This is a genomic window from Buttiauxella sp. WJP83 (genome assembly GCF_027594725.1).
Lineage (GTDB): Bacteria > Pseudomonadota > Gammaproteobacteria > Enterobacterales > Enterobacteriaceae > Buttiauxella > Buttiauxella selenatireducens.
In genome coordinates this window covers 1,911,600-1,937,650 of the sequence record NZ_CP110080.1, presented here as the reverse complement: position 1 = coordinate 1,937,650, position 26,051 = coordinate 1,911,600, and the positions used below count along the sequence as shown (strand labels likewise).

26 protein-coding genes are annotated in these 26,051 nt (G+C 49.3%); 10 read left to right on the top strand and 16 right to left on the bottom strand.

Annotated elements, in window-relative coordinates; all coding sequences use genetic code 11:
* Window positions 1-29: 29 nt before the first annotated feature.
* The gene (locus tag OH773_RS08965; RefSeq protein ID WP_270144967.1) at window positions 30-557 is read right to left on the bottom strand and encodes a GNAT family N-acetyltransferase; all 528 of its coding nucleotides are present in this window, start codon (window positions 555-557) and stop codon (window positions 30-32) included.
* Between the two features lie 532 nt (window positions 558-1,089).
* On the opposite strand from OH773_RS08965, the gene OH773_RS08960 reads away from it, so the two are divergent.
* Window positions 1,090-2,112, top strand: coding sequence for a transporter substrate-binding domain-containing protein (locus OH773_RS08960; protein ID WP_270144965.1), 1,023 nt, complete (start codon window positions 1,090-1,092; stop codon window positions 2,110-2,112).
* Between the two features lie 73 nt (window positions 2,113-2,185).
* Here OH773_RS08960 and OH773_RS08955 read toward each other — a convergent pair whose 3' ends face one another.
* Window positions 2,186-2,656 (bottom strand): SRPBCC family protein, encoded by a 471-nt coding sequence (locus tag OH773_RS08955; protein ID WP_183269551.1) that lies wholly within the window; start codon window positions 2,654-2,656, stop codon window positions 2,186-2,188.
* Window positions 2,657-2,671: 15 nt separating this feature from the next.
* Window positions 2,672-3,349, bottom strand: coding sequence for a LolA family protein (locus OH773_RS08950; protein ID WP_333482180.1), 678 nt, complete (start codon window positions 3,347-3,349; stop codon window positions 2,672-2,674).
* A gap of 332 nt (window positions 3,350-3,681) precedes the next feature.
* Between OH773_RS08950 and OH773_RS08945 the strand changes: the two genes are divergently transcribed.
* Window positions 3,682-3,945 carry a DUF1471 domain-containing protein gene (locus OH773_RS08945; RefSeq protein WP_270144961.1) on the top strand — a complete coding sequence of 88 codons (264 nt, stop codon included), beginning with the start codon at window positions 3,682-3,684 and terminating at the stop codon, window positions 3,943-3,945.
* 623 nt (window positions 3,946-4,568) lie between these two features.
* Here OH773_RS08945 and OH773_RS08940 read toward each other — a convergent pair.
* From OH773_RS08940 to yobA, 3 genes are read right to left on the bottom strand one after another with little or no spacing between them, the layout of a single operon-like run.
* Entirely contained in the window at window positions 4,569-4,910 is a 342-nt protein-coding gene (locus tag OH773_RS08940; RefSeq protein WP_270144958.1) for a YebY family protein, read from the bottom strand.
* Between the two features lie 26 nt (window positions 4,911-4,936).
* Window positions 4,937-5,809, bottom strand: a complete 873-nt coding sequence (gene copD, locus OH773_RS08935) for a copper homeostasis membrane protein CopD (protein ID WP_270144956.1) — start codon at window positions 5,807-5,809, stop codon at window positions 4,937-4,939.
* Window positions 5,810-5,814: 5 nt separating this feature from the next.
* On the bottom strand, window positions 5,815-6,189 hold the full coding sequence (gene yobA, locus OH773_RS08930; protein ID WP_270144954.1) for a CopC domain-containing protein YobA: 375 nt from the start codon (window positions 6,187-6,189) through the stop codon (window positions 5,815-5,817).
* Window positions 6,190-6,337: 148 nt separating this feature from the next.
* Here yobA and OH773_RS08925 point away from each other — a divergent pair, with 148 nt between their 5' ends.
* The 3 genes from OH773_RS08925 (at window position 6,338) to exoX (ending at window position 8,134) form a co-directional block, all read left to right on the top strand.
* Window positions 6,338-6,568, top strand: a complete 231-nt coding sequence (locus tag OH773_RS08925; protein ID WP_034495983.1) for a DNA polymerase III subunit theta — start codon at window positions 6,338-6,340, stop codon at window positions 6,566-6,568.
* 133 nt (window positions 6,569-6,701) lie between these two features.
* Window positions 6,702-7,433 carry a carbon-nitrogen hydrolase family protein gene (locus OH773_RS08920; RefSeq protein ID WP_270144949.1) on the top strand — a complete coding sequence of 244 codons (732 nt, stop codon included), beginning with the start codon at window positions 6,702-6,704 and terminating at the stop codon, window positions 7,431-7,433.
* 38 nt (window positions 7,434-7,471) lie between these two features.
* Window positions 7,472-8,134 carry an exodeoxyribonuclease X gene (exoX, locus tag OH773_RS08915; protein ID WP_270144947.1) on the top strand — a complete coding sequence of 221 codons (663 nt, stop codon included), beginning with the start codon at window positions 7,472-7,474 and terminating at the stop codon, window positions 8,132-8,134.
* Here the strand turns inward: exoX and ptrB are convergent.
* The 3 genes from ptrB to OH773_RS08900 form a co-directional block, all read right to left on the bottom strand.
* Window positions 8,131-10,188: an oligopeptidase B gene (gene ptrB, locus OH773_RS08910; RefSeq protein WP_270144945.1), complete on the bottom strand. Its 2,058-nt coding sequence runs from the start codon at window positions 10,186-10,188 to the stop codon at window positions 8,131-8,133. The genes exoX and ptrB overlap by 4 nt on opposite strands.
* 93 nt (window positions 10,189-10,281) lie before the next feature.
* Window positions 10,282-10,971, bottom strand: a complete 690-nt coding sequence (locus tag OH773_RS08905) for a tellurite resistance TerB family protein (protein ID WP_270144942.1) — start codon at window positions 10,969-10,971, stop codon at window positions 10,282-10,284.
* Between the two features lie 117 nt (window positions 10,972-11,088).
* Window positions 11,089-11,433, bottom strand: coding sequence for a YebG family protein (locus OH773_RS08900; RefSeq protein ID WP_270144940.1), 345 nt, complete (start codon window positions 11,431-11,433; stop codon window positions 11,089-11,091).
* Window positions 11,434-11,571: 138 nt separating this feature from the next.
* On the opposite strand from OH773_RS08900, the gene purT reads away from it, so the two are divergent.
* Window positions 11,572-12,750 (top strand): formate-dependent phosphoribosylglycinamide formyltransferase, encoded by a 1,179-nt coding sequence (purT, locus tag OH773_RS08895; RefSeq protein WP_270144938.1) that lies wholly within the window; start codon window positions 11,572-11,574, stop codon window positions 12,748-12,750.
* A 34-nt stretch (window positions 12,751-12,784) separates the two neighbouring features.
* Here purT and kdgA read toward each other — a convergent pair whose 3' ends face one another.
* From kdgA to zwf, 3 genes are all read right to left on the bottom strand, one after another.
* Window positions 12,785-13,426, bottom strand: a complete 642-nt coding sequence (gene kdgA, locus OH773_RS08890) for a bifunctional 4-hydroxy-2-oxoglutarate aldolase/2-dehydro-3-deoxy-phosphogluconate aldolase (protein WP_270144935.1) — start codon at window positions 13,424-13,426, stop codon at window positions 12,785-12,787.
* A 63-nt stretch (window positions 13,427-13,489) separates the two neighbouring features.
* Complete coding sequence (gene edd, locus OH773_RS08885; protein WP_270144933.1) at window positions 13,490-15,301, bottom strand: phosphogluconate dehydratase; 1,812 nt, start codon at window positions 15,299-15,301, stop codon at window positions 13,490-13,492.
* A gap of 378 nt (window positions 15,302-15,679) precedes the next feature.
* Window positions 15,680-17,155, bottom strand: a complete 1,476-nt coding sequence (gene zwf / locus OH773_RS08880) for a glucose-6-phosphate dehydrogenase (protein WP_270144931.1) — start codon at window positions 17,153-17,155, stop codon at window positions 15,680-15,682.
* Window positions 17,156-17,508: 353 nt separating this feature from the next.
* Between zwf and OH773_RS08875 the strand changes: the two genes are divergently transcribed.
* The gene (locus OH773_RS08875) at window positions 17,509-18,378 is read left to right on the top strand and encodes a MurR/RpiR family transcriptional regulator (RefSeq protein WP_270144929.1); all 870 of its coding nucleotides are present in this window, start codon (window positions 17,509-17,511) and stop codon (window positions 18,376-18,378) included.
* A 131-nt stretch (window positions 18,379-18,509) separates the two neighbouring features.
* Window positions 18,510-19,952, top strand: coding sequence for a pyruvate kinase (pyk, locus tag OH773_RS08870; protein ID WP_183269566.1), 1,443 nt, complete (start codon window positions 18,510-18,512; stop codon window positions 19,950-19,952).
* A gap of 41 nt (window positions 19,953-19,993) precedes the next feature.
* On the opposite strand, the gene lpxM is transcribed toward pyk, so the two are convergent.
* The 3 genes from lpxM to znuA form a co-directional block, all read right to left on the bottom strand.
* A complete protein-coding gene (gene lpxM, locus OH773_RS08865) occupies window positions 19,994-20,968 on the bottom strand; it encodes a lauroyl-Kdo(2)-lipid IV(A) myristoyltransferase (RefSeq protein ID WP_270144927.1) in 975 nt (324 codons plus the stop codon).
* A 123-nt stretch (window positions 20,969-21,091) separates the two neighbouring features.
* Window positions 21,092-22,414 carry a murein DD-endopeptidase MepM gene (mepM, locus tag OH773_RS08860; protein WP_270144924.1) on the bottom strand — a complete coding sequence of 441 codons (1,323 nt, stop codon included), beginning with the start codon at window positions 22,412-22,414 and terminating at the stop codon, window positions 21,092-21,094.
* A gap of 15 nt (window positions 22,415-22,429) precedes the next feature.
* A complete protein-coding gene (gene znuA / locus OH773_RS08855; protein ID WP_183269569.1) occupies window positions 22,430-23,374 on the bottom strand; it encodes a zinc ABC transporter substrate-binding protein ZnuA in 945 nt (314 codons plus the stop codon).
* 79 nt (window positions 23,375-23,453) lie between these two features.
* On the opposite strand from znuA, the gene znuC reads away from it, so the two are divergent.
* On the top strand, window positions 23,454-24,209 hold the full coding sequence (gene znuC, locus OH773_RS08850) for a zinc ABC transporter ATP-binding protein ZnuC (RefSeq protein ID WP_270144921.1): 756 nt from the start codon (window positions 23,454-23,456) through the stop codon (window positions 24,207-24,209).
* Entirely contained in the window at window positions 24,206-24,991 is a 786-nt protein-coding gene (znuB, locus tag OH773_RS08845) for a zinc ABC transporter permease subunit ZnuB (RefSeq protein WP_183269571.1), read from the top strand. Before znuC ends, znuB begins: the two co-directional genes overlap by 4 nt.
* Window positions 24,992-25,024: 33 nt before the next feature.
* On the opposite strand, the gene ruvB is transcribed toward znuB, so the two are convergent.
* Complete coding sequence (ruvB, locus tag OH773_RS08840; protein WP_270144918.1) at window positions 25,025-26,032, bottom strand: Holliday junction branch migration DNA helicase RuvB; 1,008 nt, start codon at window positions 26,030-26,032, stop codon at window positions 25,025-25,027.
* Window positions 26,033-26,051 lie beyond the last annotated feature (19 nt).

The window sequence follows — 26,051 nt, the reverse complement described above, 5'->3', positions numbered from 1 at the left end:
CTCAATTATAAACCAGTGTGCGGCAATGGTTAGCGAGTCTGGCGAATGAACATTTTTATCTGCTTGCCGTGGTACTCAACGTTATGTTCGAACTGGAAGCCAAATCGTTCGGCGAGATGAATGGAACGATGGTTATCATCATCAATAATGCAGCAAGTCGGCGTACTCAATTCACAGTCAGCCCAATGTAAAATCGCGGCTAATGCTTCCTGCGCATAGCCCTTACCGTGTACGGCCGGGATAAGCGACCACCCTGCTTCAGGAAGTTCAAGTGCTGGAATAAGTTCACGCTTAGCATCCTGAAAACCAAAGGATCCCACATAGCGATCGGTCTCTTTTTCAAAAACCGCCCAGTAGCCATAACCGAGGGCCTGCCAGTGACCGATGTAACGCAGCAATCTTGCCCATGTCATTTCCGGCCCTTGTGGTTGGCCACCACCGATGAACTTCACCATTTCCGGATCTGCCCAACAGGCGGCTAAAGCCGGAAAATCATCCAGCGTAAAATGTCGCAGAATTAAACGCTCTGTCTCCAGACGAGGGGCTTCATTAACCATGCTCACTTCCTTCTAAGTCATTTTGGCGAATCATTTTTTATTGATTCTGCCGTTATACCGCTCACGAAACAATAAGCGCAATGAAAGGAAAGTTTTCTGTAACGGGTAAGAAAAATTGAGCCGAAGATAAAAATAGAAAAGGCTGCAAATCTGCAGCCTTTAGAGAGGTGATACGAGTTATCTGGTAAATTTTTGTCGCTTCTTCAAGCGGTTAAATACGGCTTACACCTAAGAGTATCGTGGCAAAACGTTACGCCACCCACTCCACCAGCTTACTATCGAGGATCAGTTTCAAACTTTCTGGCACCTCCGTTTCACTCTGGAACTAGCACTAATGTAGCAGCCCTAAATTTCAAAAAGTAACGGCAGATTCACAGTTTTGTCATTTTCTGGTCAAAACACCTCGTTTAACCTTGTGCATTGATCAGTCTTGCAGAGCTGGTACTCCAGGGAATCGCTGCTATGCAAATCCCAACCTACGATCTGGACTTCACCTTTTACAGGCCTGTGGCAAACAAGGCTTCCATCTAAATTGTCGATTAATACCTATTATTCAAAAACACTATTAGTAGGATCCCAACATAAAAGCCCTTACAATACTGGCGGCCTTTTTAACCTCCATAATAATTTTGCTTTGGCCTGTATAATTTTTGAGGAATATCGTTTGTTTAGTTGCTTAACGCATTGTAAATCGACTGGTGCTTTCCTGTTGACGACCATGATGCTATTTCCTGGAAAAACTTTTGCTGACCCGATACTGAATAAAATACTCAGCACCCACAGCATAACTCTGGCATGGGTCGACAACACCAGACCTATTTCCTGGCAGTTTAATAACAAACCGTCCGGCATGGCGATAGATATCTGTCTTGATGTCGTGCAAAGCATAGAAAAACGCTACAACACGAAATTAAAGGTCAAATGGATGAAAATCCCTGCAGCCGCACGGTTTGAAGTCATATCCGATAATCATGCGGATATATTATGTGCTGTCGCAGCAAACTCAGTGCAACGTAATAAAATAGTTAATTTTTCTATTCCATGGTTTTATACAAAAATGAATTTTCTGGCCAAAAAACCAGCGCAGATTATGAATGAAGAGCTGCTGAGCGGACATAATGTCGGTGTAATCAGTGGTGGCACATCTGCATTAGAATTGGCAAAAATGAATGAAATTTATAATTATTCAATTTCTGTGAGGCTAGTACGCGATTTTAATGAAGGCTTTGGTTTACTTGCAGATGGACATATTTCAGCTTTTATTACTGATGACGTTATTATCCGTGGCAAGTTGGCTGAAATGCCAAACAAAGAAGATTACAGGGTTAGCCAAGAGGGTTTTGGTACTACATTAGAATATGGTTTAGTTGTAGCCAAAAATGCAGATGAAATGGAAGAGATCATCAATAGTAAAATAAAATCCCTGTTTGCTTCAAAGCGATTTGATGAACTCTATAACAAGTGGTTTATGTCACCACTCACCTCTCCTGAGGACAACGTGCAATTGCCGATGTCCCAGCATCTTCTCAATGATAAGCTTCGCTATCAAAACTGAGCATTAAATAGTGAGTTGGCTCATCTCATTGATATGCTTTAAGTACGTTAAAGGTTGGCGCAGGTTTACCGAATCAATACACTTCGACATGTGTACCTAATTTTCGGGCTAAACCTTTCGCTCCATCACGCATCACCATATGGTGGTTCCAACGGAAAACAGGTGCTGCCAGCGGAGCGAGGTAGTTCATCCATCGGGTGTTAGTCCGGATATTCCAATCATACCTAACGATAGTATCCACCCCATTGTTTGAAAAAGACCACACTCCCCGACCTTCCACCTCACCACTGGCTTCCCCTTCCAAAAGGCAAAAAGGCGTAATATTTAATACATGAATATCAAAGGTTATTCGATAAGGGAGTACGCCTTTCCACGTATAACGATGCAAGGCACCAATCCCCTGAATATCACCTTTCTTTAACTCAATAATCTGCTCAAGACTTCCCCACCATTCGGGCCAAAGATCTGGATGGCATAAAATATCCCACACCTCCTGGATAGAAGCTTCAACCCGCCAGATAGTGGAAAACTTATACTCGGCCATAGAGCAAGGCTCCCATTAAGGTGCGAAAAAATCAGGAGGAAAATGGATGTTGATAACCATTCCATCCATTAAAACGGTTTCCAACATATTTCCATGCAGTGCGTAACTGATTACTTTGGCAGGAAATCCGTATTGCTTATCTAACCAAATTTCATATTGATGAACACCATCGACTGCCTTTCCCGCGGGGCCAACCACGGATAAATGTAATGTCGATTTCCCCACAATAACCTCTTCACCGATGCGGGTTGTTGTCCCGCCATGTTGCAGGCTACGGATATTATTCAACAAAACGCTAAAATCTGAACGATCCACCCGATGACCATTCCCATCTTGTATCAATGAATCTGTTGGCGACAGGTTCAAAACAGGAATTGTTCCCACTCCGAATGGCCACAATTTAACTTTGCCATTGACCGGGTTATAGATTAAGACCGCACCGGAATGTGGAGTGGTAAAATCCATCCGTACATAACCAGGTTTCCGGTAGCTATAGCGGATGATTTTAGTTCCATCCTGAGATGACACGGAACGCACCGTCACCTGGTAAGATTGAATTTGTTCGAAATGTTGCAAGGAGAGAATAACTGGATCCGTAGTGGTTGAATTCTGCGAAAAAGCAGATGGCACAGCGCTCTTGCCCGCTCCGTACGCAGTATCGTTCAAGCTAAAGATAAGTAATGTTGCAAGCATTACTGCAAAAGAGACTAAGTCGCTAATGGTCGTCTCCTGCATTGAAAGGGTCGGTAAACAGGTTATCCCGGGAATATAATCAGTATGTCGGATAATATCTAAAAGTGTATGGTTCGTTTAAACGGATACTTACAATTGATACTCGTTGCTATTAGCTTCGCTCAGGGCTCATTACTACACCGTGATACCGCGTGGACAGGGGTTTTCTGAGTGCTTCGTCCTATCTGAAGAGCATTTATTTTCAATCTTATCTTTCCAACTAACCTCCTCTCACCCCATAGCACCTACACTTTTAATGGTTAATCTGTTTTTAAGTTTTTGAGGACGTGATGATGAAAAAATTATTGTTTTTTTCTGCGGTAGTCACCCTTGCAGCACTCCCTTTAATCACCCAAGCAGCTCCAGCCCAGGAGTTGCCAAACGGGACCACGCTAAAGCAAGAAATGGGCTCAGTTTCAGCCAGGGGTAGCACCATTGATGAGCTGGACGCCAACCTAGCCGCCGCAGCCACTCAAAAAGGCGCAACGGCCTATACCGTCACTTCTGCTATAGATAATCACGAGGGTGTGTACGGAACGGCAACTCTCTACAAATAACTTTTAATCACCATGTAAATGTTTCATCCGACAAGTTAACGGCTCCCTTTAATGGGAACCGTTAACACCCTATGCACCAACCAGCATGGTTTACTCTCGCAATGGTTCCGATCCTCGTTACCGGACCGTGGCGCGAGGATGTATTGAGGAATAAATTTTATGAAGCTGGACGAGTGAAGGAATTTACTCAGAAACTTTTAGGCCTTCAGTCCCAAAAAATGACTGAAAAGTATTTGGATTCGAGGAAAAAGGAGTTTATGTTGTTATGAGTCTGTTACGCGAAACCCCAAAGACCAAAATTTAGTTTTCGAACAATTTTCAGTCTTTTTCGGACATGGCTGTCTAAGTGGTTGTTTGTATGACAGATAAAAAAAGACCGAATACGATTCCTATATTCGGTCCAGGGAAATGGCTCTTGGGAGAGAGCCGTGCGCTAAAAGTTGGCATTAATGCAGGCAGACTTCGCCTTGCCTTCTAAGAATAGATTACCGGCGCAGCTTTTCCAGTCGGGCGCTAAAGTGTTCGAAAAAAAACTGTGTTACAGGTGACGTTTAAGACAAAAACCGCAATGCCCGGGCCTCGGGGATTGCGGTTTTTTATTACATATGAATATGTTAGAAAGTTTAGTCACATAACTTCGCGGCGCGCTCAATAAATGGAGAAAGACTCATTTTTTGCCCCGGAGTTTTCGGATCATCTATCTGAATCACAGAGATTGGCTGCCCGGTCGTTTTGCCACTCGCCACTTGCTGCTGGGCAATATCATTGAGTGGGTATTGCATCAGTGTGCTTGGGTTGATCGCAAATAGCGCATGGCCCACGCGACAACTCAACATCACCTCTTCTCGATTAAATGCCCAGTTATCTTTGCCTATTTCAAAACGGCTCACGGTGATAATTTGCGGTGCGGCAAACGCACTGCTCGCACAAGCCAGCAACAACAACGTCAAAATGCTTTTTTTCATGAATATCTCTTGAGCTAATAATGTCTTCAGTACGGTTCCCAGGTAGCGAAAATGCTAACAGCAAGGATGACCGCCACAGACAAAATGATTTCCAGCCAGGTTAACTGGATAAACTGTTTTGTTGCCGTTGGTGAGCGATTAAATCGCGGCACCAAAAAATAGCGGTTATACAATGCGATGATAACCATCACGGCTACAAAGACAACCTTCACCAACAAGAAGCGTACATAGGCGCTTTCCAGCGGTAATGACCATCCCAAAATCATCAGGCTGTTGATTAATCCGCTCAGTAACACCGCAGCAACCGCCAGATGCCCATAACGGGAAAAACGCATCATCGCGATAATAGCAGCTCCCCGCCAGCGGGGTTTTCTTGCCATGCGCATGCACATAATCAGCGGAAGTAACCCCCCCACCCACCAGCCCGCGCCCAATAAATGCACGGCATGGTTCAGTCGCTGCACACCACCGTAGAATCCTTCGCGCATCGCTGCATGCCCAACACCTGCCAGTAAAATAAGTTGAGCGGCAGCAAAAAGCAGCATCATTGATTGTAAGTTGCGCGGTTTTAAGAGCAGAACGACAACCGTCACCACGCCAAGTAAAATTTGCCATATCCAGACTGAACCAAAACGCGTGCCAAGCACGGCCAGCCAAATCTCCGGATTAATGGTGTCCGGCCATCCACTGCCCATCATTCCTGCCTGAGCGCAAAGCAGCAATACAGCACTGAGCATTGCCAACCAGACAGCAGATTGCCACAGCCATTTCAGGCGGCGTATGAGGACGGGCTGAAATGGCTGTGGCGCCAGAACTGAACATGAAATGGTGCTGCCAAGCAGCACCATTAGGGCGGAAAAATGAATAAATCGCAGCGCGATATAGAGAGAAGGCAGCATCCGGGTTATTTCACCGAGAACTGATATTTCCCTTTAGTCTTATGTCCATCGACCGACACGACATGCCAGTCAACCAGATAGTCGCCCGGTTTCAGTGCTTCCTCAATCGGGATAATAAGTTGCTTATCGTCTTTTTCGTTACGCTTCGCTTTACCGGTTTTAACCGTGGCTTGCTGTGGCCCGGTCAGCGCGATTCCGCTAAAATTGGCCTCAACACCTTCCGAGAAATTGAGGGTAATCGCCTGTGGTGAAGCGGTTACCGCAGCATCAGCCGCAGGGTATTGATGTTGTAAATGCGCATGGGCAAAAACTGAACCGGAAACGGTAAGCGCCGTGAGAAGTGTAGCGAGGGTAAAGAGACGAGATCGAGTGAAAGCCATATCAACTATTCCTTTTTCTTATTCCAGACGGCGAAAGGATAACCTCGAGCCCTGGTTAAGTCGAGATGAGAACGGCTATCAATAAATGTAAAGACTTGTCATCAACTTCGTCTGCAAGTACCTTTGCGACACAAAACAGGAGACCAATATGAATCACAATCTTGCTGAGTTACCCCAGGACGAAATGGATAAGATCAATGTGGATCTTGCAGCGGCTGGCGTGGCATTTAAGGAACGCTACAATATGCCGGTGATTGCCGAAGTGGTCGAACGTGAACAACCTGCCCATCTGCGCGATTGGTTCAGAGAACGCTTAATTGCGCATCGCCTGGCGTCAGTTAATCTGTCACGACTTCCCTATGAACCCAAAGTGAAATAAATATACACACCCATAAATTTCCTTACACAAATGGTGTTAAGATTTTTCTTGTTTATACGACCTACATACACAGGAATTACCTGTTGCGGCCATAGGATGATGGCCGTTGGGTAGATTGATTAAGGAAGACCATATGCCTGTCTGGAATGTTGCTGCGGCGCAGTACGGCGCCACACCCGATGACCTCGAATCGAATATCTCACATCACTTAGACTTTATTCGTTGTGCCGTTCGTGAACAGATTGATCTCCTTATTTTTCCCGAACTATCCCTCACCGGTTTCAAACTAGAAAATCTTTCCGACTGTGCCCTACCCTTCACCGATGAATGTCTCAATCCTCTACAAAATGCTGCCATTGAACACAAAATGACCATTGTCGTGGGTTTACCGCTGCGTTGTGAAAAAGGTGTTTCTCCCGGTTCTGTGGGCTTTTTGCCTGATGGTTCACGTGTTGCATGCTGCAAACCCGTTTCTAACGATATTGATCTGCCAGACCAGCACACACCACTGGTTGGTTTGCATAATCGTAGCGTTGCGATGGGATTTAGTACCGGCAGCGATGAAGAAACCTGGCCGCGAAGTGCTGCTGAAATGGGCGCGAGCCTATACGCCACCGGTAAGTTCATCAACGAAATCAGTTATCAACATGACGAGATGTATCTGCAACGCTGGGCGCGAAAATACAATTTGCCCGTATTGCTGGCGAATCACGCTTTTTCAACCGGAAAATACCGTTCCGCTGGGCGCAGTGCCTGTTGGGACGATCGCGGGGAATTAGTGGTTCGTGCCGATCATGGCGAATTACTTGCTGTTGGTCGACGTGACGAGAAAGGTTGGCATGGCGAAATCATTCCATTACGCTAGCGCGTTAACGAAACCTGCGAAGTTCTGATGGAGTGAGTATGCTGCGCATTATTGATACGGAAACCTGTGGTTTGCAGGGTGGCGTGGTGGAAGTGGCATCCGTCGATATCGTCAATGGTGAGATTGTTAACCCCATGAGCGATCTGGTGCGCCCGGATCGCCCAATCAGCCACCAGGCGATGGCCATTCACAAGATTACCGAAGAGATGGTGGCGGACAAGCCGTGGATTGAAGATGTCATTCCGCGCTATTACGGTAGCCCGTATTATGTCGCCCATAATGCCAGTTTTGACCAACGCATGTTACCTGAAATGCCTGACAGCGAATGGATTTGTACCGTAAAACTGGCCCGTCGTTTATGGCCTGGCATCAAATATAGCAACATGGGTTTGTATAAATCGCTCAAACTGGAAGTTGAAACGCCTGCCGGTCTTTATCATCACCGCGCCCTGTTTGATTGCTACATTACCGCCGCCTTACTGTTACGGATCATGAATGAATCAGGCTGGACACCGGACCAAATGGTGACCATAACAGGCCGTCCGGCACTGGTATCCACCATGGCGTTTGGAAAATATCGCGGTAAACCGATTGCTGAAATCGCAGAGCAAGATCCGGGCTATTTACGTTGGATGTTAAGCAATATCAAAGAATTAGCTCCGGACCTGCGCATGACGTTGAAGCATTACCTCGAAAGTTAGTGTGAACGCCCTGGTAAGGTGCCTTGCGCCAGGGCAATCAAGAAAGCAAATTCAAGTGCCACACCTTCGTAAGATTTAAAGCGTCCTGACTTCCCGCCATGACCTGCGTCCATATCGGTACATAGCAGTAACAAATTATCGTCGGTACGGGTATCGCGAAGTTTTGCTACCCATTTCGCAGGTTCCCAATATTGCACCTGTGAATCATGCAAACCGGTGGTCACCAGTAAATGAGGATACGCCTGCTGGGCTATCTGGTCGTACGGGCTGTACTGTTTGATGTAGTGGTAATACTCAGGATCCTGCGGATTCCCCCACTCCTCAAATTCACCAGTTGTTAGTGGAATCGACTCATCAAGCATCGTGGTCAATACGTCCACAAAAGGCACCTGTGCGACAACGCCATGAAACAACTCGGGCCGCATATTGATTGCCGCACCAACGAGTAAGCCACCCGCACTCCCGCCCATCGCATACAGCAAGTTTTCGTCCCCATAGCCCAGTTTGAGTAAGGCATCACACACATCAAGATAATCATTGAATGTGTTCATTTTCTTCAGGTACTTGCCATCTTCGTACCATTGCTGGCCCAACTCCCCCCCTCCCCGCACATGCGCTATCGCATATACAAAGCCACGGTCTAACAGACTCAAACGGCTGCTACTAAAATCGGCGTCCATGCTGCTGCCGTACGAACCGTAACCATAAACCAGTAGCGGATTTTTCCCACGTTTGAAATGTTCGCAGTGATAAACCAGAGAAACGGGCACCTGTACACCATCACGAACCGTTATCCACAGATGTTCACTGCGATAGTGGCTGGCATCAAATCCTGCAACTTCAGTTTGCTTAATCACACGCCTCTCACCGGTATCCATATCCAGCTCAAACAACGTATCTGGCGTGGTCATGGATGAGTAGCCGTAACGCAGACGCGAGGACTCCGGTTCGGGATTATGGCCCACCCACGTCACATAGGCTGGGTCATCAAAGGCAATACCGGTCACTTCTCGTGTTTTACGGTTGATTTGGCGCAGGCTGGTCAGCCCTTGCTGGCGTTCTTCGACAACTAACCAATCGGTAAACAGGGTGAACCCTTCCAGCATTACCTGCTCGCGCGCCGGAATAAGCACTTCCCATTGGTTTTCATCACGCACTTTCGTGCGATACAAACCGAAATTTTTACCTTCGCGATTTGAGCGCAGGTAGAAGTTGTGTTGGAAATGATCGAGCGTGTATTCATGATCTTTTCGGCGCGGGGCAAAACTCTGCGGCTGCGCATCCACCAGTTCCGCATCCAGCAACAGGACTTCACTGGTCGTCGCGCTGCTCAGATAAATCAAGACGAAGTGCTTGGAGGTGGTTTTATGCACGCTGACATAAAACATTTCGTCTTTTTCTTCGTAAACCAATTCATCATCGGTGGAAGGATGCCCCACCGTATGCCGCCACACCTGATAAGGCAGCAGCGTTTTAGGGTGCTTGCGGACGTAGTAGAGCGTGGCGGAATCATTCGCCCAGACAAAACTACTCGAGACATTATCCAGCACTTCGGGATACCAGTTCCCGGTTTCGAGGTTGCGGAAACGTAAACCGTACTGGCGACGTGAGAGAAAATCTTCGGCCAACGCCATTACGGTATTATCTGGCGTGATGCTCATACCACCCATGGTGTAAAACTCGCTATGGGCGGCGCGGCGATTACCATCGACCAGCACGCTCCACTCGTCCCATTCGCTTAGCATCACTGACTGGCGTTGATAAATGGCATACTCATTGCCGGTTTCAAAAACCTGACGATAACGATAACCATTTTGCGTATAGGGCGCGGAAGCATCGCGCTGCGGAATACGGTCAATCATCTCTTTGAGCAGGCTATCCTGTAACGCCTGTTGCGAGCTCATTACCTGTCGACCGTAATCATTCTCCTGATGCAGATAATCAAGTACCTGTTCATCGGTGCGATCGTCGTCGCGTAACCAATAATAGTTGTCGATGCGAGTATCACCGTGCGTGGTTAGGGTATGCGGTATTTTTTTAGCTTTAGGTGGCATGTCGGTATTCATTTTTGAGTTAACACCCTGTAAGGGTGGCAAATTCAGGCAGGCTTGCAAGCGTAACGTGGGATTTTGAGGAAAATGCCGGGATTAACCCGGCAGATTGAGTTTCTGCTGCTGAATATCCTGTTCGATGCCATCACGCACATCTTGTGGAATTTTTAGGGCATCGCCCAACGCATTGAGATAACTGCGTTCCATAAAGTGGTCGATGTCGATTGCAGCACAGCTAAGGAAATACAGTTCCAGCGCTTCTTCTTCGTTATTAACGCCTTGTATCAAGCGCTGAGGATCAAGCGGTTGATCGATGGCCTGTTGGATCAGAGTTCGTCCTGCCTCTTCAACACCGGCATCACGTAACTGCTGTTCGATTATCTGACGCTCTTTGTCATCAATGTGACCATCACTTTTGGCGGCGAATACCAGTGCCATCACCAGGCGTTGCGTGCGCACATCAATTGGCGATTGTTGCTGCCCAAAATGAGGTTCCCCCTGGTGGGCTTCACGGACGCGATCTTTATACTTGCTCCACAACACGCTTCCGGCGACAGCGCCACCGCCGACCAGTAATGCGCTGGTTCCGTATTTTGTCAGTAGTTTACGTGATGATTTACTTGCCAGCAGTAGTCCAGCTAAACCACCCAGTGCGCCAGGCACCAGTAATTTACTCAGCCCTTGAGGTGATTGTGATGATGATAATGAATTCTGTGCGGATTGATTCTGGCTGGGTTGGGTCGCTTGTCCCAGCATCGACTGAAGCTGCTGTAACCAATTGCTCATGAGAGACACCCTTTTAACGGAACTTAACAACTGAGGTTAAGCGAAAGGCTGTCAAGAAGTGTCTGATCAGACTAAAGATGAGAAAAGAAACGCGCCGGTATCCCGACGCGATAAAACTCAGGCAGCTTTAGTGCGCTTACGCGGATGCTCGGTCACCTTATCATCTGTGACGTCTTCCCCGATTTTCTCTTCAGACACCTCTTCCACTGGTGTCACGGTTTCCAGCTCTGGCAATTTGCCGCTTTTCAGAACGGTAGAAAGCACGTCTTTGTTTTCAGCCATCCACATCGCCAGCACGTCATTTTGGCCTTCTTCCAGAGCAATGGGGCTGTGCGTAAGCCAGTCACTCAGCACTTCCGCCAGATCGAGCATTTTGTCATAGGCGTCTGCGTCCTTTTTACTGGCAAATGACATTTTTTCTTGCCCCTCTCGTACAACAACGTATTTGATTTCAACCGCCATTTTGCAGCTCCGGTTTAACTGTTTATTTAAACAGTATAATAATATTACCCTTTCATCGCAAGTGGGAAAGTCGCTGCGTACGCAAACGTTTTCGTTTATAATTCTGCGGTCTATTTTCTCCGTTTGGGTATACAGATTATGTCAATGTTGGGAACAGCGCTTCGTCCTTCAGCTACTCGTGTCATGTTGTTGGGTTCAGGCGAATTAGGAAAAGAAGTGGCCATTGAGTGCCAGCGCCTGGGTTTGGAAGTCATAGCAGTTGATCGTTACGCCGATGCCCCAGCGATGCATGTCGCGCACCGTAGCCATGTCATCAATATGCTGGATGGTGCCGAGCTTAAAAAGCTAGTTGCCGCAGAAATGCCCGATTTTATTGTTCCCGAAATTGAAGCCATTGCCACAGACATGCTGGTTGAGCTTGAGAAGCAAGGCCAGAACGTCGTGCCGTGTGCAAGGGCCACCCAACTCACCATGAACCGCGAAGGCATTCGCCGTCTGGCGGCAGAAGAACTGGCGATTCCTACCTCCAGTTATCGTTTTGCCGATACCGAAACCGGGTTCTTACAAGCCGTCGAAGAGATTGGCCTGCCTTGTATCGTGAAACCCGTAATGAGTTCTTCCGGTAAAGGGCAAAGCTTTATCCGCACCGCCGATCAGTTAACCCAAGCCTGGGAGTACGCGCAACTTGGCGGCCGTGCCGGTAAAGGGCGTGTGATAGTTGAAGGCGTGGTAAATTTTGATTTTGAAATCACGCTCTTGACCATCAGCGCAATCGATGGCGTACATTTTTGTGCCCCGATTGGTCATCGCCAGGAAGACGGTGACTATCGTGAATCCTGGCAGCCGCAGAAAATGAGCGATATCGCCCTCGCTCGTGCGCAAGAAATCGCCGAGAAAGTGGTGAACGCGCTAGGGGGTTATGGGCTATTTGGCGTTGAACTATTCGTTTGCGGTGATGAGGTTATTTTCAGCGAAGTCTCCCCTCGCCCACACGATACCGGCATGGTGACACTGATTTCTCAGGATCTGTCAGAGTTCGCCTTGCATGTGCGTGCCTTCCTCGGCTTGCCGGTTGGCGATATCCGCCAGTATGGTCCTGCTGCGTCTGCGGTGATCCTTCCAGAATTAACCAGCGATAATGTGCAGTACGGCAACGTGGGGGCAGCACTCGGTGCAGGCTTGCAGGTGCGTCTGTTTGGCAAACCGGAGATAAACGGCAAACGTCGTATGGGTGTCACTCTGGCAACAGGAACGAGCGTGGAAGATGCCATTGCGCGAGCCATTGCGGCAACCAAAGCCGTGAGCGTTAAAGGGTAAAAAAAACGCTCCCTTTACAGGGAGCCGTTTCATATTACAGTTTTGCACCTTCAACGGCTTCGCGAGCAAGCTGGGTGATTCTGTCGTAATCACCCGCTTCCAGCGCATCAGCCGGAACCAACCATGAACCACCGATACACAGAACGCTTTTCAGCGCCAGATAGTCACGGTAGTTGGCCGGAGAGATACCGCCAGTTGGGCAGAAACGAACCTGAGAGAATGGACCTGCGATAGCTTGTAGCGCTTTGGTGCCGCCGTTCGCTTCAGCCGGGAAGAATTTGAATTCTTTCAAGCCGTAGTCCAGACCCAGCATCAGTTCAGAAACAGTACTGATACCCGGGATTAATGGGATGGTGCCTTCAGTTGCTGCTTTCAGCAACGGCTCAGTCAGGCCTGGGCTGATAGCAAACTGCGCGCCAGCTTCGGTCACTTCTGCCAGTTGTTGTGGGTTCAGAACAGTACCCGCACCGATAATCGCTTCTGGTACTTCTTTCGCGATAGCACGGATAGCATCCATTGCACATGGAGTACGCAGAGTCACTTCCAGAACGCGTACGCCGCCAGCCACTAATGCTTTAGCCATTGGTACTGCGTGTTCCAGTTTGTTTACTACGATAACCGGAACGACTGGCCCTGTTTTCAGGATCTGTTCCGCAGTAGTTTTCCAATTTTTCATCTAAAAGCCTCTTCAACCAACTTTATCATTCATTTCCAGTGCAGCAGTTGCTGCATCTGGTCCTTAAAATTTAATGCAGGTCGCGCCCTGTTCCGCGCCAGATAACTGTTCGCGTAACGCGCTAAATAATTCACGCCCGGTTCCAACGCGATCCGCGCTGAGATCGGGATGGTATGCAGTGCGTTTTTCCAACTCGGCATCATCGACCAGCAATGTCAGTTCACCCGTTTGACCGTTGACGCGAATCATATCGCCATCGCGGACTTTTGCCAGCAGCCCACCATCATAAGCTTCTGGGGTAACATGGATGGCAGAGGGCACCTTGCCTGACGCGCCCGATAGCCGTCCATCAGTGACCAACGCAATTTTGAAACAGCGGTCCAATAATACCCCAAGTGGCGGCATAAGTTTATGTAATTCTGGCATGCCATTCGCTTTTGGCCCTTGATGACGTACAACCACCACGCAATCACGGTCAAGAAGTCCCGCTTCAAACGCAGGTAAAACATCATGCTGGCTTTCAAAGATGACCGCTGGCGCTTCAACAATTTGGTTTTCCACCGGGATCGCAGACGTTTTCATGACGGCGCGACCGAGATTACCGCTCAGCACTTTGGTGCCGCCGTGTTTAGAGAAAGGTTTTTCAAAGGCCGCGATAACATCGGTATCCAGTGCCGTTGTCGCACCTTCACGCCACGCAAGCTGCCCGTTATCCAGCCACGGTTCCATGGTGTAATGATGCAGACCATAACCCGCGACGGTATTGACATCTTCATGCAGTAAACCGCCCTTGAGCAATTCGCGCATCAGCACAGGCACACCGCCCGCCGCCTGGAAGTGGTTGATGTCAGCCGGACCATTCGGGTACAAACGCGCCAGTAACGGCACAACATCAGAAAGATCAGAGAAATCATCCCAGTTAATGATGATACCCGCCGCACGCGCCATCGCGACCAGATGCATGGTGTGGTTAGTGGAACCACCGGTCGCCAGCAGAGCAACAATCCCGTTGACGACCACTTTTTCGTCAATCATTTTGCCGATAGGCATCCACTCGTTGCCATTACCGGTAAGACGTGTCACCTGGCGCGCCGCGGCCGCCGTTAACTCATGACGCAATGGGGCATCTGGATGAACGAATGAAGAGCCCGGCAACTGCATCCCCATGAACTCAACCACCATTTGGTTGGTGTTGGCGGTACCGTAAAATGTACAGGTACCTGGCGCATGATAAGACGCAGCCTCAGACTCGAGTAATGCCAGACGGTCTACTTTGCCTTCAGCATAAAGCTGGCGAATACGTACTTTCTCTTTATTCGCTAAACCGCTGGCCATTGGGCCTGACGGTACAAATACTGCAGGTAAATGGCCAAATGAGAGTGCAGCCATGGTCAAACCCGGGACGATTTTGTCGCATACGCCAAGGTACAGCGCGCCGTCGAACATATTGTGTGACAGACCAATCGCCGTAGACATCGCGATAACTTCGCGGCTGAGCAGTGACAATTCCATACCATCCTGGCCTTGAGTCACGCCATCGCACATGGCTGGCACGCCGCCCGCAACCTGACCAACAGCACCAACAGAATGCAGCGCTTTACGGATCTGGTCAGGGTAATACTCATACGGTTGATGAGCTGAAAGCATGTCGTTATAGGAGGTAATGATCGCAATGTTGTTACGCAACATGCTCTTCAGCGCAGCTTTATCATCCGGCTGGCAAGCCGCAAAACCATGAGCCAAATTCCCGCACGCCAACTCAGAACGATGGACGGTGTTGGACTTCGCTTTTTCGATGCGGGCCAGATAGTTTTCGCGGGTCTGGAGAGAGCGTTCAACGATACGTTTTGTTACGCGTAACAAAATTGGATTCATAACAGATCCTCTTTAAAGTGGCTGCCGTCGCTTTGGGCAGGTGGTCGACATTACCGGCTCATTTTCGTTGTGTGAGGCGGCTATCCGCACCATCAGGGCAAAATCGCTTCAGCTAGTGTAAATAAAAAAGCCCCGCTGGTGAATCCAGTCAGGGCTTTTATATTAAAAAAATTACACCTCTTTGGTGTTAGATCATGTTACCGGTAAAATACAAATTCTTTGTTACACGTTATTTACGAAACCTGACCATTTTAATACCCGAGCATCTTCGAGTTGCAGGAAGGCGGCAAACGAACAAATCCCGATGAGCTTACATTAGTAAGTGATTCGGGTGAGTGAGAGCAGCCAACACACCTGCAACTTGAAGGGCGACGGGTATTACTCGAACTCGTTCCATGAACGCCCATCACGCGTAATCATCGCCACCGATGCTACCGGCCCCCAGGTACCTGCCTGGTAAGGTTTAGGCGCATCGTTATCAGCAGCCCACGCTTCCGTGATTGAGTCGACCCACTTCCACGCTTCTTCGACTTCATCGCGACGCACGAACAGTGCCTGAATACCCCGCATGGTTTCCAGCAGCAGGCGCTCGTACGCATCTGCCAGATGAGACTCGTTGAAGGTTTCGGAGTAGCTCAGATCCAGTTTGGTGGTTTGCAGGTTGTGCTTGTGATCAAGTCCTGGCACTTTGTTGAGCACCTGAATATCCACGCCTTCATCTGGCTGCAGACGAATGGTGAGTTTGTTCTGCGGCAAATCTTGCCAGGAATCTTTAAACAGGTTCAACGCCGGGCTCTTGAAGTAGACCACGACTTCAGAGCATTTGGTTGGCAGACGTTTCCCCGTACGCAGGTAGAACGGCACGCCAGCCCAACGCCAGTTGTCGATATCCACGCGGATAGCCACAAACGTTTCGGTACCGCTGGATTTGTTCGCGCCCTCTTCTTCCAGATAGCCAGGGACTTTTTTACCCTGCACAAAACCTGATGTGTACTGGCCACGAACTGTTTTCTCACGCACATTGCTGCGATCGATGCGACGTAGTGATTGCAGAACTTTCACTTTTTCGTCGCGGATATGGTCGGCCGTAAGGTCTGACGGCGGTGACATGGCAATCATGCACAGGATTTGCAGCAAGTGGTTTTGAATCATGTCGCGCATCTGCCCGGCTTGATCAAAGTAACCCCAACGCCCTTCAATACCGACTTCTTCAGCAACCGTGATTTCTACGTGGTCGATTGTTTTGTTATCCCAATTATTCGCAAACAGGGAGTTAGCAAAACGCAGCGCCAGCAAGTTCAGTACCGTTTCTTTGCCTAAATAGTGGTCGATACGGTAGACCTGGCACTCTTCAAAGTATTCACCGACCTGGTCGTTGATTTGCTGAGAGGTGACAAGCGAGGTGCCAAGGGGTTTTTCCATCACTACGCGAGCAGGTTTGGCATTGAGTTTCGCCTTACCCAAACCTTTACAGATTGCGCCAAAAGTACTTGGCGGCATTGCAAAGTAGTTGATAGTGACGCGGTTTTGCTGATCGAGCATCTTACCGAGACGGGTAAATGCTGCTGTGTCATTGACATCCAGGTTGCAAAAATCAAGACGTCCGCTCAATTTATCCCAGAGGCTTTCGTCGATCTTTTCCTTCATAAAGGTTTCGATCGCCTCACGCACCACTTTGGTATACGCCTCTTTATCCCACTCTGCGCGGCCCACGCCCAGGATACGTGTATCTGGGTGGATCTGCCCCGCCTTTTCCAACTGATATAGGGATGGCAGCAGTTTCCGACGCGCAAGGTCGCCTTTTGCACCGAAAATCACCAGGTCACATGCCTGAGCTGTCTGTGTTACCGCCATGTCTTATCTCCTCGATTCAGGTATTTTGTACCAGATTCTCTTGTAATTTTATTACAGAGCAATGTACTGCTTTTAATGAATGCAGGTAAACCTTTGCCCATTATTTGATCGCATTAGTGGGCGAAATTTGCTCATCAGTGCCTTATTCCCACGATTAAACCGAATTTTATGACGTTTAATGGTTGATGGTGAACATATCTAAAGTTAGACACTGATCATGTAATGAAAAAAAACAACATCATTACACCGATTAACTTGCCCCTTCACTGAAGGGCAGGCGTATATTCTTGCTAAATCGTGCCACGATTTCTCCTTTTATAGAAATCGACAAAATCCATGAGTGTCGGACACCTATGAATATGCTGGACAAAATCCAGTCCCAACTGGAACACCTTAGCAAATCAGAACGTAAAGTCGCAGAAGTGATTATAACCGCACCGCAAGATGCCATTCATTCAAGCATCGCCACTCTCGCCCGCATTGCTGAAGTGAGCGAACCGACAGTCAACCGCTTTTGCCGCCGCCTTGAAACGAAAGGCTTCCCGGATTTTAAATTACATTTAGCGCAAAGTCTGGCGAATGGCACTCCTTATGTAAACCGGAATGTTGACGAAGACGATAGCGTTGAGGCGTATACCGGGAAAATCTTCGAATCTGCCATGGCAAGCCTTGACCAGGTGCGGCAATCACTGGATATGGCTGCAGTCAATCGCGCCGTGGATTTGCTCACGCAAGCCAAGAAAATAGCGTTCTTTGGTTTGGGTTCTTCAGCCGCCGTCGCACATGATGCGATGAATAAATTCTTTCGTTTTAATGTGCCGGTTATCTATTCCGACGATGTCGTTTTACAACGTATGAGCTGCATGAATTGCAGTGAAGAAGACGTAGTCGTGCTGATTTCACATACCGGACGCACAAAAAATCTGGTTGAGCTGGCGCAACTGGCGCGTGAAAACGATGCCATTGTGCTGGCAATCACCTCAGAGGGTTCTCCACTGGCTCGCGAGGCAACCCTCTCCTTGCTGCTGGACGTACCGGAAGATACCGACATTTATATGCCGATGGTGTCCCGCCTGGCTCAATTGACGGTGATTGACGTACTGGCGACCGGTTTTACTTTACGCCGCGGCGCGAAATTCAGAGATAACTTGAAGCGAGTCAAAGAAGCGCTCAAGGAATCGCGTTTTGATAAGGGAATGTTCGTCTCTGGCGAAAGCACGTAAGATTTTATAACAAAGCTGTAACTTTTTAGGTCATTCGGTTAAGTTGTTGCATTGCGTTTTTCCACGCATTCCGATTTACCGAATCTTTTGTTAACGCAACACCAAAGTTGTTTCAGTCAACGGAGTAATACATGTCCAGACGGCTACGTAGAACCAAAATCGTTACCACCTTAGGCCCGGCTACCGATCGCGACAATAATCTGGAAAAGATTATTGCAGCTGGCGCAAACGTGGTGCGTATGAACTTTTCCCACGGCACCGCAGAAGATCATCAGATCCGTGCTGATAAAGTTCGTGAGATTGCTGCGAAACTGGGTCGCCATGTCGCTATTCTGGGCGATTTGCAAGGGCCAAAGATTCGCGTCTCTACCTTTAAAGAAGGTAAAGTTTTCCTGAATATCGGTGACAAATTCCTGCTTGATGCCAACCTGGGTAAAGGTGAAGGCGACAAAGAAAAAGTGGGTATCGACTATAAAGGCCTGCCTGCTGACGTCGTCACAGGTGACATTCTGCTTCTTGATGATGGTCGTGTGCAGTTAAAAGTCCTCGACGTTCAGGGTATGAAAGTCTTCACCGAAGTCACCGTGGGTGGCCCGCTGTCGAATAACAAAGGTATCAACAAACTGGGTGGCGGCCTGTCAGCCGAAGCACTGACCGATAAAGACAAAGCCGACATTATTACCGCAGCTAAAATCGGTGTTGATTACCTGGCCGTATCCTTCCCGCGTTGTGGCGAAGACCTGAACTACGCACGCCGCCTGGCGCGTGATGCGGGTTGTGACGCGAAGATTGTCGCAAAAGTTGAACGTGCTGAAGCCGTATGCGACGAAGCGGCGATGGACGACGTTATCCTGGCATCTGATGTGGTCATGGTTGCTCGTGGTGACCTGGGTGTTGAAATCGGCGATCCTGAGTTGGTCGGTATTCAAAAGACCCTGATTCGCCGTGCCCGTAAACTGAACCGCGCGGTGATCACAGCAACTCAGATGATGGAGTCGATGATCACCAACCCAATGCCAACGCGCGCCGAAGTGATGGACGTTGCAAACGCCGTTCTCGATGGTACTGATGCGGTTATGTTGTCTGCGGAAACAGCAGCGGGCCAATACCCGGCTGAAACCGTTGCGGCGATGGCGCGTGTTTGCCTGGGTGCTGAAAAAATCCCAAGCATCAACGTCTCTAAACACCGTCTGGACGTGCAGTTCGACAACGTTGAAGAAGCGATTGCGATGTCTGCCATGTATGCGGCAAACCACCTGAAAGGTGTGACTGCAATTATCACCATGACAGAATCAGGCCGCACGGCGTTGATGACGTCCCGTATCAGCTCCGGTTTGCCTATTTTCGCCATGTCTCGTCATGAGCGTACGCTGAACCTCACCTCGTTGTACCGTGGTGTGACCCCAGTGCATTTCGATAGCCCAAGCGATGGCGTTGCTGCAGCAAACGATGCGGTCAATCTGCTGCGCGATAAAGGCTACCTGATTTCTGGTGATCTGGTTATCGTTACCCAAGGCGATGTGATGAGTACCATTGGTACAACCAACACAACGCGCATCCTGTGTGTTGAGTAATTCAACCTCAGTATGAAAAAAGGGGCCAAATGGCCCCTTTTTTATTTCTTCGGATAAAGTTCTTTGCGGCGATAGGGTTCAGTCTCCCCTTCCTTGCGAGTTTTGAGCAATTTTAAAATCCAGGTGTATTGTTCCAGATTCGGCCCCACCAAAATCTCGACCTCTTCATTCATACGGCGCGCAATGGTGTTGTCGTCCGCATCGACTAAATCGTCCATCGGTGGACGAATATGAATATCCAGACGGTGAGTTTTGCTGTTATACACCGGGAACAAAGGCACAACTCGTGCGCGTGCTACCTTCATCAAACGACCGATTGCGGGCAGCGTCGCTTTATACGTTCCGAAGAAATCGACGAACTCGCTGTGTTCAGCACCGTGATCCTGATCTGGCAGATAATATCCCCAGTACCCCTGACGCACAGAGCTGATAAACGGCTTAATTCCATCGTTACGCGCATGCAACCGGCCACCGAAACGGCGACGTACTGTGTTCCACATGTAGTCAAATAATGGATTGCCCTGGTTATGGAACATGGCGGCCATTTTTTGCCCCTGCGACGCAAGTAACATCGCGGGAATATCCACTCCCCATCCGTGCGGCACCAGGAAAATCACATTTTCTTCACGTTGCTTAAGCCCGTCGATAATCTCTTTGCCGTGCCAGTCAACGCGCTGCATGACCTTTTTCGGATCTTTAAGCGCCAACTCCGCCATCATCACCATCGCCTGAGGGGCGGTGGCAAACATTTCGTCGATAACTGCTTCACGAGCGGCTTCCGACATCTCAGGGAAACAATACAGCAAGTTAATTTGCGCGCGGCGGCGGGCACTTTTACCAAAGCGTCCCGCAATACGTCCTACTTTACCCAAAAGAGGATCGCGAAGAGACGGCGGTAACATGGCCAGTCCTGCGAAAGCGCCAACGCCTAGCCAGGCGCCCCAAAATTTCGGGTGCAAGAAGGCCTTTTGAAATTCAGGAATGAACTCACTGTGACTTTTTTTTGCTTTTTCCATGCATATTCTCAGTACAGCACCAAATCATTGATGACATGAATTTGTAAGTATCTTAGCGGGGTAATGCCTTTCAGACAAAGAAAAAGCCGGTCACTGAGTACCGGCTTCGTTCACAGCGTCGGATTAATTCAGGCTAAGCTGTGGTGTGACTTCACGAACCTGAGCCAGATATTCGTTACGATCCGAGCCTGTCAGCCCTTCGGTACGTGGCAGTTTCGCCGTCAACGGATTCACCGCTTGCTGGTTGACCCACACTTCATAATGCAAATGTGGACCGGTAGAACGGCCAGTATTCCCTGACAGTGCGATACGGTCACCGCGCTTCACTTTCTGCCCCGGAGTCACTAACAGTTTCTTCAGATGCATGTAACGAGTGGTATACGAACGTCCGTGGCGGATAGCAACAAAATAACCTGCCGCACCACTACGTTTTGCCATCACCACTTCACCATCACCGACGGCCAACACAGGAGTACCTTGCGGCATCGCAAAATCGACACCTTTATGCGGTGCCACGCGGCCCGTTACCGGGTTAAGGCGACGAGGGTTAAAGTTTGACGAAATACGGAACTGTTTGGCCGTAGGGAAACGCATAAAACCTTTCGCCAGCCCTGAACCGCTTCTGTCGTAGAACTTGCCGTCTTCTGCGCGAATAGCATAGTAATCTTTACCGCTACTGCGCAGACGCACGCCGACCAAATGGCTTTGCTCGCGTTTACCATCAAGCATTTCACGTGACATCAGCACGGCGAACTGATCGCCTTTCTTCAGTTTACGGAAGTCCATTTGCCACTGCATGGCCTTGATAACCCCGCTGATTTCCGCGCTGGTTAATCCTGCGTCTTTCGCACTACTCACGAAACTATTACCGACAGTGCCTTTCAGGACATTGTTAACCCATTCGCCTTGCTGCATTTCGCTGCTGAGCTTAAAGGTACTACCTGAACGATCGTAGGTGCGTGTTTCACGGCGTGACATTTCCCACGTCAGACGCTGTAGCTCACCATCGTCATTTAACGTCCAGGAAAGTTGCTGACCGATTTTCAGGTTACGCAGGTCTTTATCCACGGCAGCAAGCTGGCTGATATCACCCATATCAATGCCGTACTGGTTTAGGATGCTGCTCAGCGTATCTCCGGTAGAGACGTCATACTCATGGACACCCTTTTCACCGGCGGTTTTATCGTCCAGCTCATCTTGGGGAATGGTATCGTCTTCTGCGTCCGGAGACTGGTCTAACGGTTCACTGGCTTCTGGAAGTAACGAACGAATATCGTTTTTCTCAAGCTCAATGGTTTTGATAACAGGGCTGGCTTCAGGATGATAGACGTACGGTCGCCAAACAGCGACCGCAAGTGTAAGAACTGTAAGAGACCCCAGCATAACGCGGTGGGGCCGGGACAAATTGTCGAATGCCAGGGCGACAGAGCGGGCTATCTGTTGCACGTATTCACTTCCTCATTAATCTCCTTTCAGGCAGCTCGCATATTGGTTCGCAAGCCCGTTCAAAAACTGCATGTAGCTGTCTTTGCCGAGCTTAACCTCAATCCCCAGTGGGTCCAGCGTTCCGGAACGGACGTTAGTACCACGGGCAACGGCATTGATCACTGCTGGCCTGAATTGTGGTTCAGCAAAAACGCACACGGCTTTTTGCTCAACCAACTGTGTTCTGATGTCATGTAAACGCTGCGCACCGGGTTGGATTTCAGGGTTCACGGTAAAATGGCCAAGCGGCGTCAGACCGTAATGTTTTTCAAAGTAGCCATAAGCGTCGTGAAAAACGAAATACCCTTTACCTTTGAGCGGCGCGAGCACGCTACCAACTTGCTTATCGATGTTGGCTAATCCTAACTCGAAAGATTGCAAGTTGGCGTCAAGTTTGGCCTTATTTTGGGGCATAAGTTCCACTAATTTATCGTGGATTGCAACCGCTGACAGCCGCGCTACCTCTGGTGAGAGCCAAATATGCATGTTGTATTCACCATGATGGTGATTTGCGTCACTATTTTCGTCTGAATGGTCATGTCCTTCATGCCCATGATCATCATCATCATCGCCTTTCATGAGCAACGGTTGCACACCCGGCAAAGCCGCTAGTTGCACTTGTTTTTGTTCAGCTAATTGATTTACCGACTTCTGCATGAAGGCTTCCATTTCTGGGCCCACCCATACGACTAAGTCCGCGCTTTGTAAGCGTTTTACATCAGATGGACGAAGTGCATAATCATGCTCTGAGGCACCATCTGGGAGTAAAATTTCCGTTGGCGTGACGCCGTCTGCGATCGCGGCGGCAATAAAACCTAATGGCTTGATAGAGGCAACAACCGCCGCCTGCGCGGGCACGGCTGCAGCGGCCGTCAAAGCAGTTGTTAAAGCTGCGCAAAGAAATGCGTTTTTATGTAACATAATGCGACTTATCATCGTTATGAATATTGGATGTGTGATATTATAACATCCGCTAACTTCTGCAACCCCTGAAATCGTCATGACAAATCTGGTATCACTGGAAAATATCTCTGTTTCTTTCGGACAACGACGTGTGCTGTCTGATATTTCACTCGACCTCAAGCCTGGCCGAATTCTGACGCTGCTGGGTCCAAACGGCGCAGGAAAATCAACGCTGGTTCGCGTGGTGCTCGGTCTGGTAGCACCTGATGAAGGTGTTATCAAGCGAGACCGCGATTTGCGTATCGGTTATGTGCCACAAAAGTTGCATCTGGATGCCACCCTGCCCCTTACGGTAAGCCGCTTTATGCGTCTGCGCCCTGGCGTAAAAAAAGCGGATATCTTACCCGCACTCAAACGCGTTCAGGCCGCTCACTTGATTGAAGCCCCGATGCAAAAACTGTCCGGCGGCGAAAATCAACGCGTTCTGCTGGCGCGGGCGTTACTTAATCAACCGCAATTATTGGTACTTGATGAACCGACGCAAGGCGTTGATGTTAATGGGCAACTGGCGCTGTATAACCTGATTGATCAATTGCGTCATGAACTCGACTGCGCGGTAATGATGGTTTCCCACGACCTGCACTTAGTGATGGCAAAAACCGATGATGTGTTGTGTCTCAACCATCATATTTGCTGCTCGGGTACGCCAGAAGTGGTATCGATGCATCCGGAATTCATTTCAATGTTCGGCCAGCGTGGGGCTGAGCAACTAGGAATTTATCGTCATCATCATAATCATCGTCACGATCTTACCGGACGTATTGTTCTGCGCAGAGGGAACGGCCAGTCATGATTGAATTGTTGTTACCCGGCTGGCTTGCCGGGATTTTGCTTGCATGCGCTGCGGGCCCGCTTGGCTCGTTTGTCGTCTGGCGTCGGATGTCCTACTTTGGCGATACCCTCGCCCACGCCTCTTTGTTAGGCGTTGCGTTCGGGTTATTGCTTAATATTAATCCGTTTTATGCCGTCATTGCGGTAACGCTGTTGCTTGCGTTAGGCCTGGTATGGCTTGAGAAGCGTCCACATCTGGCGCTGGATACCTTGTTAGGCATTATGGCGCACAGTGCGTTATCGCTCGGCCTCGTGGTCGTGAGTTTGATGTCTAATGTGCGCGTCGATTTGATGGCGTATCTGTTTGGCGATCTTCTCTCAGTGACCATGCCGGATATTATCTCTATCGGCCTTGGCGTTGCTGTGGTCGTTGGCGTACTGCTTTGGCAATGGCGCAACCTGTTATCGATGACCATTAGCCCGGATCTTGCCCATGTTGATGGCGTTAACCTTCAACGGGTGAAGATGTTGCTGATGCTGGTGACAGCATTGACTATCGGCGTGGCGATGAAATTCGTTGGAGCTTTGATTATAACTTCGCTGTTGATTATCCCGGCCGCGACCGCGCGTCGTTTTGCGCGCACGCCTGAGCAGATGGCGGGTTTTGCGGTGCTTATCGGGATGCTTTCTGTGACTGGCGGGCTGACGTTTTCGGCGTTTTATGACACGCCTGCGGGGCCTTCAGTGGTGCTGAGTTCGGCGGTTTTGTTTGTTTTAAGTATGGCTAAGAAGCAAGCCGCTTAATGTCCCTGGATGGCGCAGCAGCGCCATCTCCGATTAGGCGTCAGGTGGCACAATCCCGAAGTGAGTCCAGGCTCTTGGGGTCGCAATACGTCCACGCGGGGTTCGCTGTAAGAATCCCTGCTGGATCAAGAAAGGTTCCAGAACGTCTTCAATAGTTTCACGTTCCTCACCGATAGCTGCGGCAAGGTTATCCAGCCCAACCGGGCCACCAAGGAATTTATCAATCACCGCCAGAAGCAATTTGCGGTCCATATAATCGAACCCTTCGGTATCCACATTCAGCATATCCAGCGCTTGCGAGGCGATGTCCGCACTGATGGTACCGTCATGACGCACTTCCGCAAAATCACGCACACGGCGCAATAAACGGTTGGCGATACGCGGTGTACCACGCGCACGTCGGGCCACTTCCAACGCGCCCTCTTCGCTCATCTCAAGCCCCAGCACGCTGGCACTACGACCAACAATGTGCTGCAAATCAGCGACCTGATAAAACTCGAGACGCTGAACAATACCGAAACGGTCACGCAGAGGGGAAGTCAGAGAGCCCGCGCGCGTTGTCGCGCCGATCAGAGTGAAAGGAGGCAAGTCAATTTTAATTGAGCGTGCAGCCGGACCTTCACCAATCATGATATCGAGTTGGTAATCTTCCATCGCCGGATAGAGAACTTCTTCTACCACAGGTGAAAGGCGATGGATTTCATCAATAAACAACACGTCGTGAGGTTCGAGGTTGGTCAGCATCGCGGCCAAATCCCCGGCTTTTTCCAGTACCGGGCCGGATGTGGTGCGCAGGTTTACGCCCATTTCATTGGCCACGATATTGGCAAGCGTGGTTTTACCCAACCCTGGCGGGCCGAAAATTAACAGATGATCGAGCGCATCCCCACGCAGTTTTGCCGCCTGGATAAAAATCTCCATTTGCGAACGCACCTGCGGTTGGCCGACGTAATCCGCCAGAAAACGCGGGCGGATCGCTCGGTCAATTAATTCGTCCGGGGTGATGGTGTCTGGCGATACCAGACGGTCTGCTTCAATCATCCGTTACTCTACCTCTAAG